The sequence below is a fragment of the Pseudomonas sp. P4_C8 genome (assembly GCF_056401975.1).
This window is the reverse complement of record NZ_JBFUIH010000037.1, coordinates 59,970-79,861: the sequence shown is the minus strand read 5'-3', so window position 1 is coordinate 79,861 and position 19,892 is coordinate 59,970. Positions and strand designations below refer to the sequence as shown.

At 59.4% G+C, this 19,892-nt stretch carries 14 protein-coding genes; 6 read left to right on the top strand and 8 right to left on the bottom strand.

Features of this window, described 5'->3' with window-relative positions; genetic code table 11:
- Positions 1 to 82 precede the first annotated feature (82 nt).
- From AC1DWM_RS22160 to AC1DWM_RS22135, 6 genes are all read right to left on the bottom strand, one after another.
- Complete coding sequence (locus AC1DWM_RS22160; protein ID WP_477796109.1) at positions 83 to 1,285, bottom strand: EmrA/EmrK family multidrug efflux transporter periplasmic adaptor subunit; 1,203 nt, start codon at positions 1,283 to 1,285, stop codon at positions 83 to 85.
- A gap of 15 nt (positions 1,286 to 1,300) precedes the next feature.
- Positions 1,301 to 2,770, bottom strand: coding sequence for an efflux transporter outer membrane subunit (locus tag AC1DWM_RS22155; protein ID WP_477796108.1), 1,470 nt, complete (start codon positions 2,768 to 2,770; stop codon positions 1,301 to 1,303).
- Positions 2,767 to 3,240, bottom strand: coding sequence for a MarR family winged helix-turn-helix transcriptional regulator (locus AC1DWM_RS22150; protein WP_223521164.1), 474 nt, complete (start codon positions 3,238 to 3,240; stop codon positions 2,767 to 2,769). The genes AC1DWM_RS22155 and AC1DWM_RS22150 overlap by 4 nt, the downstream gene beginning before the upstream one ends.
- Positions 3,241 to 3,417: 177 nt before the next feature.
- Positions 3,418 to 7,086: a translocation/assembly module TamB domain-containing protein gene (locus AC1DWM_RS22145; protein WP_477796107.1), complete on the bottom strand. Its 3,669-nt coding sequence runs from the start codon at positions 7,084 to 7,086 to the stop codon at positions 3,418 to 3,420.
- Positions 7,083 to 8,810, bottom strand: a complete 1,728-nt coding sequence (locus AC1DWM_RS22140; RefSeq protein ID WP_223521168.1) for an autotransporter assembly complex protein TamA — start codon at positions 8,808 to 8,810, stop codon at positions 7,083 to 7,085. The genes AC1DWM_RS22145 and AC1DWM_RS22140 overlap by 4 nt, the downstream gene beginning before the upstream one ends.
- Positions 8,811 to 8,876: 66 nt before the next feature.
- On the bottom strand, positions 8,877 to 9,527 hold the full coding sequence (locus AC1DWM_RS22135) for a GNAT family N-acetyltransferase (protein WP_223521170.1): 651 nt from the start codon (positions 9,525 to 9,527) through the stop codon (positions 8,877 to 8,879).
- 294 nt (positions 9,528 to 9,821) lie between these two features.
- On the opposite strand from AC1DWM_RS22135, the gene xthA reads away from it, so the two are divergent.
- Positions 9,822 to 10,646 (top strand): exodeoxyribonuclease III, encoded by an 825-nt coding sequence (gene xthA, locus AC1DWM_RS22130; protein WP_477796106.1) that lies wholly within the window; start codon positions 9,822 to 9,824, stop codon positions 10,644 to 10,646.
- Between the two features lie 108 nt (positions 10,647 to 10,754).
- Positions 10,755 to 12,095, top strand: coding sequence for a substrate-binding domain-containing protein (locus AC1DWM_RS22125; RefSeq protein WP_477796105.1), 1,341 nt, complete (start codon positions 10,755 to 10,757; stop codon positions 12,093 to 12,095).
- A 118-nt stretch (positions 12,096 to 12,213) separates the two neighbouring features.
- Here the strand turns inward: AC1DWM_RS22125 and AC1DWM_RS22120 are convergent, their stop codons facing one another.
- A complete protein-coding gene (locus AC1DWM_RS22120) occupies positions 12,214 to 13,443 on the bottom strand; it encodes an acyl-CoA dehydrogenase (protein WP_452627295.1) in 1,230 nt (409 codons plus the stop codon).
- A 176-nt stretch (positions 13,444 to 13,619) separates the two neighbouring features.
- Here AC1DWM_RS22120 and AC1DWM_RS22115 point away from each other — a divergent pair, with 176 nt between their 5' ends.
- From AC1DWM_RS22115 to AC1DWM_RS22105, 3 genes are all read left to right on the top strand, one after another.
- Entirely contained in the window at positions 13,620 to 14,549 is a 930-nt protein-coding gene (locus tag AC1DWM_RS22115; protein ID WP_223517159.1) for a LysR family transcriptional regulator, read from the top strand.
- A gap of 207 nt (positions 14,550 to 14,756) precedes the next feature.
- Positions 14,757 to 15,155, top strand: a complete 399-nt coding sequence (locus tag AC1DWM_RS22110) for a MerR family transcriptional regulator (protein ID WP_223517160.1) — start codon at positions 14,757 to 14,759, stop codon at positions 15,153 to 15,155.
- 58 nt (positions 15,156 to 15,213) lie between these two features.
- Entirely contained in the window at positions 15,214 to 16,113 is a 900-nt protein-coding gene (locus AC1DWM_RS22105; protein WP_223517162.1) for a hydroxymethylglutaryl-CoA lyase, read from the top strand.
- A gap of 656 nt (positions 16,114 to 16,769) precedes the next feature.
- On the opposite strand, the gene AC1DWM_RS22100 is transcribed toward AC1DWM_RS22105, so the two are convergent.
- A complete protein-coding gene (locus tag AC1DWM_RS22100; protein WP_477796104.1) occupies positions 16,770 to 18,464 on the bottom strand; it encodes an AMP-binding protein in 1,695 nt (564 codons plus the stop codon).
- Positions 18,465 to 18,716: 252 nt separating this feature from the next.
- On the opposite strand from AC1DWM_RS22100, the gene AC1DWM_RS22095 reads away from it, so the two are divergent.
- Positions 18,717 to 19,880, top strand: coding sequence for an isovaleryl-CoA dehydrogenase (locus AC1DWM_RS22095; RefSeq protein WP_008031893.1), 1,164 nt, complete (start codon positions 18,717 to 18,719; stop codon positions 19,878 to 19,880).
- The last annotated feature ends 12 nt before the right edge of the window (positions 19,881 to 19,892 follow it).

The following is a 19,892-nucleotide window of genomic DNA, read 5'->3' as shown; positions in this document are numbered from 1 at the left end:
CATCTTTGTTGATTGATCCACCGCTATCGTCGGAACGCCGCCCGGAGCAGGCTCGCTCCCACAGGGTCGGTGTGATGGCGAATCAGCGTTGCGCGGTCTTGCTGACCGCGGCGCTGTTGTCATGGATCAATTGGGTGATCATCGCGTCGGCTTCGGCCAGTTGACGATCATAAACATTGGTGCTGAACGAGGCCTTTTGCGGCGGCTGTTGCGCCAGCACCGGGCCGCTCTGGTCTCGCAGGTTCACATCGACTTGAGTCGACAGCCCCACGCGCAATGGATGCTTGGCCAGTTCTTCGGCGTTTATGTGGATCCGCACGGGTACGCGCTGCACGATTTTGATCCAGTTACCCGTGGCGTTTTGCGCGGGCAGCAGGGCAAACGCGCTGCCGGTGCCGGCGCCGAGACTGTCGATGGTGCCGCTAAATTTCACGTCGCTGCCGTACAGGTCGGCCTGGATGTCCACCGGTTGACCAATACGCATGTCACGCAGTTGGGTTTCCTTGAAGTTGGCGTCGATCCACAGCTGATCCAGCGGAATCACCGCCATCAACGCGGTGCCCGGCTGAACCCGTTGTCCCAATTGAACGGAGCGCTTGGCCACGTAACCGGTCACCGGCGCGATCAAGGTGCTGCGCGAGTTGTTCAGGTAGGCCTGACGCAGTTGCGCGGCAGCCGACATCACGTCCGGGTGCGATGAGACCACGGTGTCATCCACCAAAGCGCTAGTGGTGTTCAATTTCTGTTTGGCGTTGGCCAAGGCGTTTTGCGCCGAGGTCAGGTCATCGCGAGCGTGGGACAGTTCTTCCTGGGAAATCGCGCCACCTGCGGCGAGGTTTTTCCGGCGATTGAAGTTGTCCTGCGCCTTCTGCACCTCAGCCTGCTGGGCATTGACCTGGGCTTTCATGCCGTCGACGTTGCTGTACAAACCGCGGACCTGACGCACGGTGCGGGCCAGATTGGCCTGGGCACTTTGCAGCCCGACTTCAGCGTCGTTCGGGTCGAAGTTGATCAGCACCTGACCTTCGTGGACCAGGTCACCGTCATCGGCGCCGATGCTGACCACGGTGCCGGTGACCAGCGGGGTGATTTCCACCACGTTGCCATTGACGTAGGCGTCGTCGGTGCTTTCTTTCCAGCGCCCGTAGAGTTCGTGATAACCCCAGACGCCGACACCGGCGAGGACGACCAGGATCGCCAGCGCGACCAGCATGACTTTGCGTTTACGCGGATTGTTTGTGTCTTGCGCGTTGTCCGGAGCTTGAGGTGCATCGACAGTGGCCATGACCAATACCTTGAATTAGTTGTACTGCGTGGCTGGGATTGCGTTGGCTGCGGTCAGGGTTTCTCCCTGAAAACCGCCGCCCAGCGCTTGCATCAATTGGATCGACAGGTCGATCTGCTCGGCATTCAGATTGGCCAGCTGACGCTGGGCCTGGAGCAACTGCTGCTCGATGCTGAGCACGTCCAGGTAGTTACCGATGCCGGAACCGTACCGTTGGAGCGCGGTGTTGTAAGAATCCTGGGCAATGTCGGTAGCGTGCTGCTGAGCACCGATCTGCCGGCCGATATCGCGTAACTGATTAATGGAGTCGCTGACGTCACCGAGCGCTTTCACCAAGCTTTTGTTGTACTGCGCCACCGCGAGGTCGTAATCGGCGTCTCGCGAATCGAGGTCGGCACGCAGCCGGCCGCCATCGAAAATCGGCACTGAAATCGTGGGGGCGATATTGAAGAAGCGGCTCGCCGAACCAAACATTGCGTCGCCCAACAACGATTCGGCACCGGCGGCGGCGCTGAGGTTCAAGTTGGGATAGAACTGGGTTTTGCCGGCGGCGATGTTCTTGCTCGCCGCCTCGACTCGCCAGCGTGCGGCCACCAGGTCGGGACGACGACCGAGCAACTCGGCGGGCAACACCGACGGCAGAGCGACAGCGCTGGCCTGAAGGATTTTCGGCCGAGCGATTTCTTTGCCGCGATCCGGGCCTTTGCCTAGCAGCACGGCCAAGGCGATTTTTGCGCTGTTCAGGCGTTTTTCGGCGTCAATCAGGCTGGCCTCGGACGTGGCTTCCAGGCTTTGGGTTTGCTGGAGCTGGTACTCGCTGTCGATGCCCGAACTCAGGCGACGCTGGCTCAAGTCGAGCATTTTGCGGGTGCGTGTCAGGTCTTCATTAGCCAGGTCATAGACGATGTGCGCCTGACCCAAATCGCTATAGGCGCGCGCGACGTCAGCGGCCAAGGTCAACTGCGCGGCCTGTTGATCGACTTCGGCAGCACGGGCTTGGCCCAACGCTGCTTCCCAGGCGTCGCGCTGACCGCCCCAGAGATCGAAGTTGTAATTGAAACTGGCGCCAATGTTGCGCACGGTGGCGTAAGTGCCGCCCTGCCCGGTCGGGTCCTGGTCACGGGACAGTCGCGAACGGCTGACGCCGGCACCAGCATCGAGGGTCGGCATGCGCGCGGCGTCGGCGGCGTAGGCAGCGGCGCTGGCCTGATGCGCGCGGGCGTCGGCAATTTGCATGTCGGGGCTGTCGTGCAGGGCTTCGCGGATCAGGCCATCGAGCTGTGGGTCGCCGAGGCTTTTCCACCAGTCGGCTTTCGGCCAGGCCGCCGGCGAAAGGGTTACGCCACTGAGGGATTGACCGGCCTTGAGGGTTTTCGCGTCGAGGCTTTGGCCTTTGGTGGTCAGGCCGCTGTAGCTGGCGCAACCGGCCAGGGTCATGGCGGCCAGCACCAGACTGAGGCCTGTACGCAGGGTTTTACTGCTCATTTGTCGCCTACCCGCAGCAGCGTGATCGAGTCACCGGCTGCCACCAGAATCTTCTTCAGGATTTGTTCCAGCGTTTTCAATTCATCCGGGGTGATGGCCTTGGCCAGTTCGTTCATCGCGTCGGCGCCGATGTGCGGCAGACGGTCGGCGAGTGCCTGGCCTTCTTCGGTCAGCACCAGTTGAACCTGGCGGCGATCTGCCTCCGAGCGTTGGCGGATGAGAAAACCTTTCTGTTCCAGACGATCGAGCATGCGGGTCATCGAACCGCTGTCCAGCGACAGGTGACGGCACAGCTCGGCCGGGGTATCGACGCCGAACTGGGCGACGATGATCATCACTTTGAACTGCGCGGCGGTGATGCCATAGGGTTCCATGTGAGTGTCAATGAGCCGGTCCTTGAGCAGCGCGGCGCGCCCGAGCAGGAGGCCGAGATGGCAATTGTGGAAATCATCTGGCGAGAAATGTTTCATCGAGTCACCAATTAGCTGCCTAGGCAGTGAATGTATGACGAGATGTTACTGCCTAGGCAGCCAATGTCAACGCAATAGTTAGGTTGCTTAGCAATTAGTTGACCAATGGTGTCGGGTATTTTGCGTCGGGCACACTGACGCCATCGTCGGAACTCGGTGTCTTTGAAGGAAACGGGCTTAGAAATCCCGCTTGTAGAAGATGTCCAGCGAACTCGCCACGCCGCTTGCCGCTTCGAGGAAGACCTTCTTGCTCAGCTTGTAGCGCAGGGCAATGGTGTTGGCCGGTTCAAACACGCCCACGCCATAACGCAGGCTGAGTTTTTCCGAGATATTGCCACTGGCCACGACGGCGGTAGTGGTGCCGCTGCCCTGGGTATCCAGTTGGAAATCCTGGATCCCCAGGTTTTTGGCCAATCCGCCAGTCACCCCCGAACTGCCCATCAAACCCAAGCCGAGCGCTGCCTGGGCAAGCATGTTGTTGTCTTCGCCGTTGCTGCTTAGCGGACGCCCCAACACCAGATAGGACAACGCCTGTTCCTGGCTCATGGACGGTTCGGAGAAGATCTGCGTGGTCGGTTGCTCGGCGCTGCCGCTCAGGCGAATACCGGCGATCACATCGTCGGTCTGGCGAATCGCCTCGATGTCCAGGTAAGGCTGATCAAGGGGGCCGGCAAACAACAAGCGCGCCCGGCGCACGGTCAGGCGCTGACCGTAGGCGCGATAACGCCCGTCGTTGAGCCACAGTTCGCCACGCGTGTCCAGGTTGTCGCCGATGTGCACCTGGCCCTGCACATTAGCGGTCAGGCCAAACCCGGCAAAGCTCAGCTTGTCAGCGCCGACCACCACATCAATGTCCATCTTCATGGCCAAGGGCGGTTTGCCCTCTTCGGTCTGCCGGCCAACGATCACCACGTCATCGGATACCTTGACCGTGGAAGGCGGCAACTCGCGGATGGTGATCTCGCCTTTGGGCACCAGCACTTTGCCGGCGATTGCCAGTTCGTCACCTTTCATCGAGATCTTCAGGTCCGGCGCGACTTCCAGCTTGGCGTACGGCTCGACGGTGACCGGTAGCTGCGAGCCCTTGAGCGCCAGGTCCACCACCAGCGCCTGTCCCCAGGCGATGTTGCCGTTGAGGGTGCCCTGCCCGGTCTTGCCGCTTTTCCAGTCGCCATTCAATTGCACGGTTTCACCGGCAATCACCGCTCGCAGCTGCAAGGCTTGAAGCGCCATCGGCAATTCCGGCCCGGAGACTTCGCCGTCGCTAAGCAACAGGCTGCCGTTAACCTGCGGTGCCAACAGGCCACCGGAGATCGTGCCACTGCCATTCAAGCGCCCGGTGATTTTCTCGACCATTGGCACAAACGGCCGCGCCACCGACAGGTCGAGCCCGCTCAAGCGGAACGAACCGGTTAGCGGTTTGTTCTTCGGCAACGGGTTGAGCTGCGCCTGAACCATCAACTCGCCGAGCTTGCCGCCGACGAAGTTGAGGTCCGTATCGATACGTTTTGGCGTGAGTTTGCTGGTGAGTTTCAGCGTCTGGTACGGGAAGTCCAGCCACTGGTCCTTCTCCTTCATGCGCAATGTACCGCCGCTGGCGTCGATGCTGATCAGACCGTTCGGGCCGCTGGCGGGCAGGTCCAGTTGCAGGTCGGCGTTGAGCCGGCCCTTCCAGGCGAGATCTTTGGGCAGCCACTGCGCCAGACTTTCAATCGGGAACTGCTTGAGGTGAAAACGCAGCTTCGGCTCTGGCATTAAACGCTGGTCTTCACCGCACAGGTTGGCCGGGCCGGACATCCAGCAGTGAGCGCCCAGGTTGATCTTGCCATCCGCCAGTCGCTCCAGTTTCGCCGGGCCTTGCAGTTTCCAGTCTTGCCCGCCGGTCTGGATATCGCCGCTGGCCAGGCGCCCGCGCCAGTTGCCTTGGTCAAGCGCACCGTCAAGGCCGAGGGCCAGCTTTAGTTTCGGGCCTTGCAAGTCGAGGCTGAGCTTCTGGTTTTTGATGTCGCCCTGACCGCTGGCGGTTAGCGTGCCCAGCGACGTGTCACCGGCCTGAATACCGCTGCCCTTGAGGTCGATTTTCGCCCGTTGCGCACTGTCGAGGGTCGCGTCGAGGTTCAGGCTTTGCAGGCGATTGTCGTCGAAAGCCAGTTGCGTGCCTTGCAGCCCGAGCTTGCCTTGCGGCGCCTTGATCGTGCCGGCGACATCGATGCGGCCGTTCAGTTGACCGCGCAGTTGCGGCCAGAGCTGGGCCAGACGCGGCATCTTGATATCGATCTGGCCGGCGAGTTTCTGTTGCAGGCTGCCCTTGCCGTTGATGCTGTTGTCGCCAAGGCGGATTTGTAGCGCATTGAGGYTCCACTGCTCGCCATCGCCGTCGGCTTTGGCCTGGATCACGGCAGGTTGCCCGCGCAGTTTGCCTTTGAGGTCGAGGTCCGCATTGAGGCTGAGTTTGTCATTCTTCATCTCGCCGTTGCTGCGCAAGGGGCCGGCCAGTGTGCCCGGCAATTCGGCGACCCAATACGCCGGGTTGATCGCTGACAGGTCGAGCGCGGTGTCCCAGGCAATGCCGTCGGCAAATTGCAGGTTCAGGTGCCCTTCGGCCTTGCCCTGCCCGGCCTGGAGTTGAATTTGTTGCAGGTAAATTTTGGTCAGGTCGCCACTGAACGGGCTGATCAGGGTGAAGGCACCGGCGGGGCCATCCAGCGCTGCTGTGAAGCTGCCGAGGTACTTGCCGTCGGTGTAGGAGATGTCGCCTTTGAAGCTGCGCAATGCCACTTCCGGTTCGTCAATCGACGGATAGAGGCGGTGCCACGGAAAATCCAGCCAGTCGATTTTCGCGTCGGCGCTCAGGCCTTTGCTCCAGTCGAGGGTGCCGCTGAGTTTGAGGCTTTGCTTGTCGTTGGCGGTGAGGTCAAGGCCGGCGATCTGCGCGCCCTTGGCATCGACCTTGCCTTGCAGCAGCAACGCGACCGGGCCTTGCTCCGCGGGCAGCGTGGCTTTACCGAGCAACTGGTACCCGTTTTTCAGGTCGCCGTCGCCCGTGAGTTCCAGTTGATTGAGTTGCAAGGTGTCTGGCAAGTCAGCGGCGGGTTTGAAGCCGTCGGCGGTGATTCGTACCTTGGCCGGCAAGTTGTCCGCCAGCGGTTGCAGCTCGCCGGTCAGTTGCCCGTTCAAGTAACCGCTGCTGTCGGCTTTCAGGTTCAGGGTTTTCAGCAAGTCGCCGTCCACTTTCAGCGCCAGCGCCCAAGGCTCGGGAGCCGGCAGGGTCAGGTTGCCTTCAGCTTTGAGCGGCCAGTTGCCGGTGGGTTGCAGCAGACCGGAGAGGTTCAGGCTCAGATCATCGCGTTGCAACTTCACCGAATCAATCTGCAAGCCTTGCACCGTCCAGTGCGCCGCCAGTTGCAGGCCTTTGAGCGCTTCGCTGCCGTTGAACAGCAGACTACCAACCTGGACATCACCCAGTTCAATCGCCAAGGGCAATGTCAGGTCCGGAAGGCTGATCGGCCCGCTGCTTGCTTCATCGGTACCGGGGGGAAATTGCAGGCTGACCTGATCGGCTTTCAGTTGCTCGATGCACAACGCCATACGTGTCAGGCACAGCGGCGACCAAGCAAAAATTACTTTGCTCAGCTCGACCCGGCTGGTGTCCTGCTGCCACACCAGATGATCGGCACTCCATTGTCCACCCAGACGACCCTGAAAATTTTCAAGGGTCAGACCCGGCGCAAAACCGAGCGCCCAACGGCTGCCCCCAGCGGTGCCCAACACTGTGGTGACGGCGACAACGACCAGCATGAGCAGCGCCAGAATCGCCAGCAGCGTTATTTTCAAACCACGATTCACAGCTCAGGCCCCATGGAAAAGTGCAGTCGAATACCGCCGTCGTCATCCAGCGCGTGGGCCAGATCAAGGCGCAACGGCCCCACCGGCGAGACCCAGCGCAGGCCGATACCTACCCCGGTCTTGAGGCTCGGCAGATCGAGTGTATTAAAGGCGTTGCCTTGGTCAACGAAGGTCGCGACCCGCCATTTTTCGGCGATGGAGTATTGGTATTCTGCGCTCGCCGCCACCATGTAACGACCTCCGATGCGGTCACCCTCGGAGTTTTCCGGGGACAGGCTCTGATAGTCGTAACCGCGCACGCTCTGATCGCCACCGGCGAAAAACCGTAACGACGGCGGCACTGACTTGAAGCCATTGGTAGCACTGCCGCCGACCTGTACCCGGCCAAGCAACCGGTGTTTCTCGAAAACCGTGGTCAAGCCTTTCACCAACGCGGTGCCGTACAACAGGTTATTGTCCGAACCCAGGCCTTCTTTTGCTACTTTGGAGTCGAATTGCAGGCGATAGCCGTTGTGCGGGTCGATGCGGTTGTCGCTTTTAAGGTAGGAATAGTTGACGCCGGGCATCAGCAAATTACTCAACCCCGAGTCGTCACCCAGTTTGTAATCCTCGTGCTGCCATTTCAGCGACACCACCCGCTGCCAGCCACTGGGCAGTTTGCTGTGCCATTCCGGGCCGAGGGTCAGCAGTTTGCTGCGGGTGTCGGTGCCGTCAATTTCTTCATTCTGATAACCACCGGCAAAGCGCAGTTTGTCGGTCAGCGGCGGGTCCAGGGGAATGTCGTAGAACAGCCCGACGTTTTGCCGAGGCGCCGAGACTTCGGCCTCCCAGCCATAACTGTGCCCCTGCGGATTGACCCAGTGCCGGGTCCAGTTGGCCTTGATCCGGGGACCGACGTCGGTGGAATAACCCAGCCCCAGGCCCATGGTCCGTGGTTTGCGGGTTTCGAGTTTGACGTCAACCGGGATCACATCATTTTGGGACGCCGTCGGCGTCGCATCCACTCGAACACTTTCGAAATAACCACTCGATTGCATGGCCTGATTGAGTTCGGCGATCAATTCGGAGTCGTAAGGTGCGCCTTGCTTGAACGGCACCATGCGTTGCAGCAGGTCCTCGTCAAACGGCGTATCGCCTTCGAAACTGACCTTGCCCAAGGCGTAGCGCGGGCCGCTGCTGTAGATCAGTTCGATATCGGCCACGCCAGCGCGCGGGTCCACCAACAATTTTTGACTGGTGAAGTGACCGCTGAAAAAGCCGAAGCGCGAGGCTTGATTCTGTATCAGGCGTTTGGCGTCTTCGTAATGACCATGATTGAGCACCGCACCGGTTTTCAGCGAAGCGCTTTTGGGCACACGAAAAGACTTGAGTGATGCGGCCGGGCCGTCGATACGAATCGTGACATTGCGCAAGTGCACCGGTTCGCCGGGGTCGATGTTGAGCACCAGGCGCGGCGTTTTGCCGCCCGTCACGTCGCTGTCGATCTGCGGCTGGTAATAACCCAAGGCCTGGGCGGCCTTGCGCGCCTGCTCCTCGGCGCCACGACTGAAGCGTTGCAATGCTTCTTCGTCACGATCGCCGAGGCTGCCGATATAGCCCTCTATATTGGCTTTCAGCTCATCGTTGGACGGTTTGATCCGAACATCCAATTCACTTTGGGCCAGCGCCGCGCAGCTGGTGAACAGCATCAGCACGCCACTGGTAAATCTTCCTGGAAACTTCATAGGCGCGGATGCTATCACGAGCTTGGGAGCGTGATAGAGCCTCGCATGGCGTTAAAGTTCTACCGTTTATGCCGTTGAGGTTTGTAACACCTGCGGATTGGCGTGGAAAAAAACATGCTCGCGAATCGGTCCTACGGCAACCTCGCCGATTTCCTCGTACCCCTGACGCTTATAGAACTCCAGATAGCGAGAATTCCCGGTGTCGAGGATCACACCTTCGGAGGTTTCATCCACTGCGCACCAATTATGCACCGCTTGCAGCAGTTGTTCGCCGAAGTGTTTGCCCTGAAATTGCGGGTGAATGCCCAGCAGTGGCAACACATGGACCGAGTCACTCGGCACGCAAGCGGCAACGGCGGCGTGGTAGTCGAGATAGCGGCGGGTGCTGCGAAAACCCGCGCTGAGCACCATGCGCAAACGCCAGGCCCAACTTTCGGTGATACCCAAGCGTCGTAGCGGCGGCGCGATCAGCGCTATGCCGATCAAACGGTCGTTGACCAGCAGACCGATAGCCGGCAAGTCCTGAAGAAAGTGTTGTTTGACCAGTTCGCGCACGGTCGCCCGCACGCGATGTTCATAGCCGGGGCGTTCGGCCTCGAACAGGTAACCGAAGGTCGGTTCGTGCCGGTAAGCGTGGTAAAGCAGGGATCGCGCTTCGTGGGCATAACCACTGTCGAGCATGTGAATGTCGGCGATGGCGGTCGAGGTTTCAGGCATAACGGTTGATCTCCCCGGTACAGCTCAAATGGCTGTGCTCTTGTTGTTACGAGCCTATCGGTGCTGACACAGTTCCTTACTGATCGAAGTCAGTGCTGACGGTGATTGCACCATCGCGAGCAGCCTCGCTCCCACAAAGGTATAGACCAGACTGGGACTGTAGGAGCGAGCCTGCTCGCGATAAGGCCCGCAAGAGCCATAGAAGACCTACCGCCGAACACGAATCCCCTCACCCCACGCTGGCCCGATTCCTACATGTCAGCTAGCATCGCCCTTTTGCCAGGACTGCCGACCATGAAGATCGTCTCCTTCAACATCAACGGGCTGCGCGCTCGTCCGCATCAGCTGGCGGCGCTGATTGAAAAACACCAGCCCGACGTCATCGGCTTGCAGGAAACCAAGGTTCACAACGACCAGTTCCCGCTGGCCGAGGTTCAGGCGCTGGGCTATCACGTGTATTTCCATGGGCAGAAAGGCCATTACGGCGTCGCCCTGCTCTCGCGTAAAGAACCGCTGGCCCTGCACAAAGGCTTTGCCACCGATGAAGAGGACGCTCAGCGCCGCTTCATCTGGGGCACATTCGCCGACGCCAATGGCGTACCGGTGACCATCATGAACGGTTATTTCCCACAAGGTGAAAGCCGCGACCACCCGACCAAGTTCCCGGCCAAGCAACGTTTCTACAGCGACCTGCAACAACTGCTGGAAAGCCAGTTCAGCAACGATCAGCCGCTGGTGGTCATGGGAGACGTCAACATTTCACCGGAAGACTGCGACATCGGCATCGGCCCGGACAACATGAAACGCTGGCTGAAAACCGGCAAGTGCAGCTTCCTGCCGGAAGAACGCGAGTGGATGGCCCGCCTGAAAAACTGGGGCCTGGTGGACAGTTTCCGTCACCTGAACCCGGACGTGACCGACCGTTTCAGCTGGTTCGATTACCGCAGCCGCGGCTTTGAAGACGAGCCCAAGCGCGGGCTGCGAATCGACTTGATCATGGCCTCCCATGGCCTGCTGCCACGGATCAAGGACGCAGGCGTGGATTACGAACTGCGCGGGATGGAAAAACCGTCCGATCATGCACCGATCTGGCTTGAATTGAGCACACCTGTCGACTGACTCACCGCTATCGCGAGCAGGCTCACTCCTACAGGGGCAATTGTCATCTTTCGGAAATCTTGCTGACTTATTCTCCCCGCACTTTCTATGATTTTTTAAGGTGCGGGCATGACGCTGCGCGTTTTGTTTGTGTTGATGCTGTGCGCCGGCCTGCCATTGAAGGCATCGGCCGCTGATTTACCGATACCCGCCAATGGCCCCGTTCTGCGCATGCAGGGTTCCAACACCATCGGCGCGGCCCTGGGCCCGGCGCTGGTCGAAGGCCTGATGCGCGAGCAGGGTCTGATCAAGGTTCACAGTGAACGTGCGGATAAAGCCAACGAACAACGCATCATCGGCGAAACCGCACAGGGCCGCCGAGTCGTGGTTGAAGTCGCGGCCCATGGTTCCAGCACCGGGTTCACGGCCCTGAAAAACGCCAGCGCCGACCTCGCCGCGTCCTCGCGCCCGATCAAAGACAGCGAACTTGTAGACCTCGACCCCTTGGGCGACTTCAAAAGCCCCGAGGCCGAGCAAGTCATCGCCATCGACGGGCTGGCAATCATCCTTCACCCGCAGAACCCGCTGAATCAACTCGACACCGAACAACTGGCGAGAATTTTCAGCGGCGAAGCAAAAACCTGGGAAGAACTCGGCGGCAGCGGTGGAGCGATTCACCTCTATGCGCGGGATGACCAATCGGGCACCTACGACACGTTTAACGAAGTAGTCCTCAGTCATCGTGGGAAAACGCTGAACAGCGCCGCGAAACGCTTCGAATCCAGCGAGCAATTGTCCGACGCCGTCAGCCTCGACCCGCAAGGCATCGGGTTCATCGGCCTGCCTTATGTGCGCCAGGCCAAAGCCGTGGCGATCGTCGATGGCCAATCCCAGGCAATGCCGCCGCTCAATAGCCTGATCGCCACGGAAGACTATCCGTTGTCCCGCCGACTGTTCTTTTACTTGCCCCCGCATGGGAAAAACCCTTGGGCCGAGGCCTTGGCGGCGTTCGCGCAAAGCAACCAAGGTCAGGCGATTGTCGCGGCTAACGGTTTTATCGCCCAGACCGTCCAGGCCATCACGGTCACGCCGAATGCGATGATGCCGGAGGGTTATCAGGCACTCAGTCGTCATGCTCAGCGGCTGTCGGTGAATTTCCGCTTTGAAGAAGGCAGCGCGACGCTCGACAACAAGGCACTGCAAGACCTGTCACGGGTGCTCGACTATATAAAGCAGCGTGATAAAACCAATCGCCAAGTCACGCTGGTAGGGTTTGGCGATGCCAAGAGTGACCCGGCGCGCGCCGATTTGCTGTCGAAGTTGCGGGCCATGGCGGTGCGGCGTGAACTGGTGAAAAGCGGCGTGGTGTTTCGCGAAATTCGCGGCTTTGGCGCCGAAATGCCAGTGGCGGCCAACAGTGCGGATGAGGGGCGAATCAAGAATCGGCGGGTTGAGGTTTGGGTGTATTGAATCTGATGTTGCTGTGTTGAATTGACTGACGCCATCGCTGGCAAGCCCGACTCCCACAGGATCACGCTATACCTGTGGGAGCCGGGCTTGCCAGCGATGAACGATAACGCGGTCTAACTTACTGCCCGCTACGCATCATCTCTTTCGGCACATACTTGCCGATCTCGAATTTGCCGATGGCCGCGCGGTGCACTTCGTCCGGGCCGTCGGCCAGGCGCAGGGTGCGCTGCATCGCATACATGTAGGCCAGCGGGAAATCGTTGGAAACCCCTGCCCCGCCATGGATCTGAATCGCCCGGTCGATGACCCGCAAGGCTACGTTCGGCGCGACCACCTTGATCTGCGCGATCTCGCTCTTCGCCACCTTGTTGCCCACGGTGTCCATCATGTACGCCGCCTTCAACGTCAGCAGGCGTGCCATGTCGATTTCCATCCGCGAGTCGGCGATCTTGTCGATGTTGCCGCCCAGACGCGCCAGTGGCTTACCAAACGCGGTACGGCTGACCGAGCGTTTGCACATCAATTCCAGCGCCCGTTCAGCCATGCCGATTGAACGCATGCAGTGGTGAATCCGGCCTGGGCCAAGGCGCCCCTGAGCGATTTCGAAGCCGCGTCCTTCGCCCAACAGGACGTTTTCGTACGGCACTCGGACGTTTTCGAACAGCACTTCGGCGTGGCCGTGAGGGGCGTCGTCATAACCGAATACCGGCAGCGGACGAACAATCTTCACGCCCGGTGTGTCCACCGGCACCAGAATCATCGAGTGCTGGGCGTGGCGCGGCGCATCAGGATCGCTCAGGCCCATGAATATCAGAATCTTGCAGCGTGGATCACAGGCACCCGAGGTCCACCATTTCTTGCCGTTGATGACCCACTCGTCGCCATCACGCACAGCGCGAGCAGCCATGTTAGTGGCGTCGGAGGAGGCAACATCCGGCTCGGTCATGGCGAACGCCGAGCGGATCTCTCCGCGCAGCAGCGGTTCGAGCCAGCGTTGTTTCTGTTCTTCGTTGGCGTAGCGCACCAGCACTTCCATGTTGCCGGTGTCGGGCGCCGAGCAGTTGAACGGCTCTGGTCCCAGCAACGAGCGGCCCATGATTTCGGCCAACGGTGCGTATTCAAGGTTGGTCAGGCCGGCGCCGAGTTCGGATTCAGGCAAAAACAAATTCCACAGGCCTTCAGCCTTGGCCTTGAGTTTGAGCTCTTCCATGATCGCGGTCGGCTGCCAGCGATCGCCTTCGGCAACCTGGCGTTCGAACACCGCCTCAGCGGGATAAACGTAAGTGTCCATGAACGCGGTTACGCGCTCACGCAGTTCCTGAACCTTGGGCGAATAAGCGAAATCCATGAGCATTACCTTCTTGGGCAGAGGTTGTTTAGGTCATGCAATCGATGCTAGAACAGCTATGAAAATTTACCTAGCCTATTCTCGGCGTGTATTAACATTCATCACCGATATATGATCGACTGATCGCGAAGGCCTCCGGCCACAACAAAAGCCCCAAACAATAAGAGTGCAGCGCAATGAATCTGAGCAAGGTCGACCTCAACCTTTTCATCGTCTTCGACGCGATCTACACCGAGGCCAATCTGACCCGCGCCGGGCAGATTGTCGGCATTACCCAGCCAGCGGTCTCGAACGCTCTGGCTCGCCTGCGCGAGACCTTCAACGATCCGTTGTTTGTGCGTACCGCCCAAGGCATGGTGCCGACGCCCATGGCCCAGAACATCATCGGGCCGGTGCGTAACGCCCTCTCCCTGTTGCGCGTGTCGGTGCAGGAAAGCCGCATTTTCAACCCGCTGCAGGCGGTCAAGACCTATCGCATCAGCATGACCGACCTCACCGAAGCGGTGATCCTGCCGCCGCTGTTCCAGCGCCTGCGCCGCCTGGCACCAACGGTGATCATCGAAAGTTTCCTGTCCAAGCGCCGCGAAACTACCAAGGAACTGGCAGCCGGGCGTCTCGACTTCGCGGTGGATGCACCGCTCAACACCGACCCACAAGTGCGTCACGTCAAGTTGATGGAAGACCGTTACGTGTGCGCCATGCGCAAGGGCCATCCGCTGGCGGGCAAAGAGAAATTCACTCTGGATGATTATCTGTCGATGACCCACATCCACATCTCCAGCCGCCGCAGCGGACTGGGTCATGTTGATCTGGCCCTGGGAAAAATGGGCATCCAGCGCAAGATCGCCCTGCGGTCCCAGCATTACTTGATGGCCTCGCAAGTGTTGCAACAGACCGACATGGTCATGACCGTGCCGGAGCGCTTCGCCCGTCGCAATGATTTGCACGCCTTCAGCCTGCCGGTCAACGACGTGCCACCGGTGGAAACTCACCTCTACTGGCACGAAAGCACCGACCAGGACCCGGCGAACCGCTGGATGCGCGAGCAAATGATCGAGTTGTGCCAGCAGGTGACGGCACATGAGAAGAAGCTCGAAAAGGTGTAATCCTTGATACCGAGGCGACCCCATCGCGAGCAGGCTCACTCCCACATGGGATCGGCGGTGAACACAAAATCTGTGACATTGCTGATAACCCCTGTGGGAGCGAGCCTGCTCGCGATGAGGCCCGCCAGACCACCAAAGCTCCCCGCCCCTTGACGTAAACGTCAACCTGCCATTAGCTTAGCGCCATGACCTTTTTCGAGCGCTTCCATGAGCAGCCAGACCTACAGCATTTCCGACCTCGCCCGCGAGCTCGATATCACCACGCGGGCCATCCGCTTTTATGAAGAACAAGGCCTGCTCAGCCCCGAGCGTCGCGGTCAGGAGCGCATCTACTCGCCTCGCGACAAAGTCAGCCTGAAGCTGATCCTGCGGGGCAAGCGCATTGGCTTCTCCCTGGCCGAGTGCCGCGAGTTGATCGAGCTGTATGACCCCACCGGCGGCAATCAGAAACAACTGCAAACCATGTTGAGCAAGATCGCCGAGCGCCGCGAACAGTTGGAGCAGCAGATGCTCGACATCGAGCAGATGAAGCTGGAACTGGACACCGCGCAGGAGCGCTGTACTCAGGCGCTGGAACAAACCATCAAGAGCCAGCAGGTCGTGTAGGAGCTGAGCTCCTACAGGGTTCTGTGAACATTCATACAATTTCAACAGGTCCAACGCCATGTCCCTTCCCACCCACGTACGCATTGTCGAAGTCGGCCCCCGCGACGGCCTGCAAAACGAAGCCCAACCGATCAGCGTTGCCGACAAGGTGCAGCTGGTCGACGCGCTGACCGCCGCCGGCCTCGGATATATAGAAGTCGGCAGTTTCGTCTCGCCCAAATGGGTGCCGCAAATGGCCGGCTCCGCCGAGGTCTTCGCGCAGATCCAGCGCAAACCCGGCGTGACCTATGGCGCGCTCGCCCCCAACCTGCGTGGGTTTGAAGACGCGATGGCGGCGGGTGTGAAGGAAGTAGCGGTATTCGCCGCCGCGTCCGAAGCGTTTTCCCAGCGCAATATCAACTGCTCGATCAGCGAAAGCCTGGAGCGTTTCGTACCGATCATGGACGCCGCCAAACAACATGGCGTGAGCGTACGCGGTTATGTGTCCTGCGTGCTGGGCTGCCCTTACGAAGGTAACGTCGCCCCCGAGCAAGTCGCCCGGGTTGCGCGCGAGCTCTACGCCATGGGCTGTTACGAAGTGTCGCTGGGCGACACCATCGGCACGGGCACCGCTGGCGCCACGCGCAAGATGTTCGAGGTGGTCTCGGCCGACGTGCCCCGTGAAAAACTCGCCGGACACTTCCACGACACCTACGGCCAAGCCATGGCCAACATCTACGCCAGCCTGCTGGAAGGGATCTCGGTGTTCGACAGCTCCATCGCCGGCCTCGGCGGTTGCCCGTACGCCAAGGGCGCCAGCGGTAACGTCGCCACCGAAGACGTGGTGTATCTGCTCAATGGCTTGGGTATCGAGACCGGTATCGACCTGGATGCATTAATCCTGGCCGGTCAACAGATTTGCACGGTGCTGGGTCGTCCGACCGGTTCGCGTGTGGCCAAGGCTCGCAGTGCACAGTGAGGCCTTCGGGTGTTACCGCGACGTCTGAAACGTGGGCACAAGCGAGTAACACGGAAACAAATTGTCGGGATTCGACCGATAGAAAAACCCTACAAAATTATAAATCATTGATTTTAAAGGGTTTTAAAAAGTTGGCACGGCTCCTGCTATCTCTACTGCATAACAAGAACAAAAAAAGCAGCAAACACTAATAAAAATAAGACGTAACGACTCTGACATAACAAAAACAACACGGCAGAGACGCAGCTAACAGATTTTTTTGGAGAAGGTGTGCTTTTCAGGGTGCTTTTCGGAGTTACCCGCAACCGGGCAGAGAACAATAAAACTACCTTCAGGTAGCTCCCGAACTGGTTGGATCGCTCAGCGAAAAAGTAGATCAGCGCTCAAAAAAATACGTTTGCTCTTGATCCCGGATGGGGATCGACAAAAACAGCGGTAAAGGGTCACGGTTTCTAAAAACAACAATAAACCGCCCCTCAATAATAAAAAAAGAGCACGCGCAACGACAAAATTAAAGGGGAGCTTCGGCTCCCCTTTGTGCTTTCTGGTGTTCAGGTTTTCGCTGTCCTTTGCAGGAGCGAGGCTTGCCCGAGATGGCGGCGGGTCAGTCAACATGAATGCTGGATGTCCCGACGCCTTCGCTGGCAAGCCAGCTCCTACAGCTTCGCTTTGAGCTCCGCGACGCTGATCTCGCGCATCCGGAATTTCTGGATCTTGCCGGTCACTGTCATCGGAAACTCCTCCACGAACTTGAAGTAACGCGGCGTCTTGAAGTGCGCGATGCGCTCCTTGCACCACGCTTGGAGTTCTTGCTCGGTGGCACTGTGACCCGGGTGGAATTTGATCCAGGCGACGATCTCTTCACCATAACGCGAGCACGGGATGCCGATCACTTGTACGTCAGCCACCGCCGGGTGGGTGAAGAAGAACTCCTCCAGCTCCCGTGGGTAAACGTTCTCACCGCCCCGGATGATCATGTCCTTGTTGCGCCCGGCAATGCATACATAGCCTTCGTCGTTCATGCTGGCCAGGTCGCCGGTGTGCATCCAGCCGGCCTGATCGATGGCCTCGGCGGTGCTTTGCGGGTTGTTCCAGTAACCGAGCATCACGCTGTAACCGCGGGTGCACAGCTCGCCAATGGTGCCGCGCGGCACGAGGTTACCGGCCTCGTCGATGATTTTGCTTTCCAGCTGTGGCTGGGTGCGGCCGACGGTGGTCACGCGTAACTCCAGTTCGTCCGACGGACCAGTCTGCAACGACACAGGGCTTGTTTCCGTCATGCCGTAGGCAATCTGCACTTCGTTCATGTGCATTTCGTTGATGACCCGGCGCATCACCTCGATGGGGCACGTGGCACCAGCCATGATCCCGGTGCGCAGGCTCGACAGATCAAACTCGGTACGTTTGGGCTGATCGAGCATGGCGATGAACATGGTCGGTACGCCATAAAGCGCCGTGGCTTTTTCTTCGGCGACGGTAGTCAGGGTCAGCAGCGGATCGAAAGCATCATTCGGATAAATCATGGTGCTACCGTGGGTCATGCAGCCCAGATTGCCCATGACCATGCCGAAGCAGTGATACAGCGGCACCGGAATCACCAGGCGATCATCGGCGGTCAGGCCGAGGCTTTCGCCGACCATGTAACCGTTGTTGAGGATGTTGTAGTGACTGAGGGTCGCGCCTTTCGGGAACCCGGTGGTGCCGGAGGTGTACTGGATGTTCACCGGCTGATCGAAATGCAGGCTGTCCTGGCGCTCGCGCAGCTGTTCCATCGAAACGCTGGCAGCCAGATCCGCCAATTGCGACCAGGGCAGAAAACCTGAAGGCGGTTGCGCATCCAGACTGATGACACCGCGCAGGTCGGGCAGACGTTCGCTGTGCAATTTTCCGATGGATTGCTCGGCCAGTTCAGGAACGAGACCTAGCAGCATCCCGTGATAATCGGAGGTTTTGAACGCGCCGGCGCAGACCAGCCATTTGCAACCGGATTGCTTCAACACGTATTCGAGTTCGGAACTGCGGTATGCCGGGTTGATATTGACCAGAATCACGCCGATTTTCGCACTGGCGAACTGGCTGATGCACCACTGGGCACAGTTCGGTGCCCAGACGCCGAGACGATCACCAGCCTGCAAGCCCAGCGCGAGCAGCGCTCTGGCATGCAGGTCTACGGCGTCGGCCAGTTGCTGCCAGGTGTAACGCAGCTGCTGATGGCGCACGACCAGCGCCTCCCCGGTCGCGTACTGCGCAACGGTGTTATCGAACGCCTGACCGATGGTCATCGCCAGCAAGGCTTTGTCCTGGGAGCCACGGGTATAGCTGCGCTGCGGGCTTGCACTGGGTTGATCCATGATGACCCCTATTGTCTTTATTGTAGGAACGAGCGATGCGGCGATCCGACTTGTCTGCGATAGGAGTAACGCGGTGTCAGTGTAAGTCCGCGTTATCGTTCATCGCGAGCAAGCTTTGCTCCTACAGAGTCGCTCAAGTTGACGTTAACGTAAAGGGTGATTGACAGCCATTCGTCACAGGCTTACGTTAACGTAAAGGTGAGAAACGAATCACTGCCCTCCCCGCCCTACAAAAAAGCCAAAAGGTGCCCCATGAGCTACCCATCCCTGAATTTTGCCCTCGGTGAAACCATCGACATGCTGCGCGATCAGGTTCAGTCCTTCGTCGCCAAAGAGATCGCCCCGCGCGCGGCTCAGATCGATATCGACAACCTGTTCCCCGCCGACCTGTGGCGCAAATTCGGCGACATGGGTCTGCTGGGTATTACCGTGCCGGAAGAGTACGGCGGTGCCGGCCTGGGTTACCTGGCCCACGTAGTGGCCATGGAAGAAATCAGCCGTGGTTCGGCGTCGGTTGCCTTGTCCTACGGCGCCCACTCCAACCTCTGCGTCAACCAGATCAACCGTAACGGCAACCACGAACAGAAAAGCAAATACCTGCCGAAACTGATCAGCGGCGAGCACATCGGCGCCTTGGCCATGAGCGAACCGAATGCCGGTTCCGACGTGGTCTCGATGAAGCTGCGTGCCGATAAACGCGGCGATCACTACGTGCTCAACGGCAGCAAAACCTGGATCACCAACGGCCCTGACGCCAACACCTACGTGATCTACGCCAAGACCGACCTGGAAAAAGGCCCGCACGGCATCACCGCATTCATCGTTGAACGCGACTGGAAAGGTTTCAGCCGCAGCAACAAGTTCGACAAGCTCGGCATGCGCGGTTCGAACACCTGCGAGCTGTTTTTCGATGACGTGGAAGTGCCAGAAGAAAACATCCTCGGCGTGCTCAACGGCGGCGTGAAAGTGTTGATGAGCGGCCTCGACTACGAGCGCGTTGTGCTCTCCGGCGGCCCGACCGGAATCATGCAGGCGTGCATGGACCTGATCGTTCCGTACATTCACGACCGCAAGCAATTCGGCCAAAGCATCGGCGAATTCCAGCTGATCCAGGGCAAGGTTGCCGACATGTACACCCAACTCAACGCCAGCCGCGCTTACCTTTACGCAGTGGCACAGGCTTGCGAACGTGGCGAAACCACGCGCAAGGACGCTGCCGGCGTGATTCTGTACAGCGCCGAACGCGCCACGCAAATGGCCCTCGACGCAATTCAGATTCTGGGCGGCAACGGCTACATCAACGAATTCCCGGCGGGTCGTCTGCTGCGTGACGCCAAGCTGTACGAAATCGGCGCCGGCACCAGTGAGATCCGTCGCATGCTCATCGGTCGCGAACTGTTCAACGAAACCCGCTAATCGGAGCTGTCC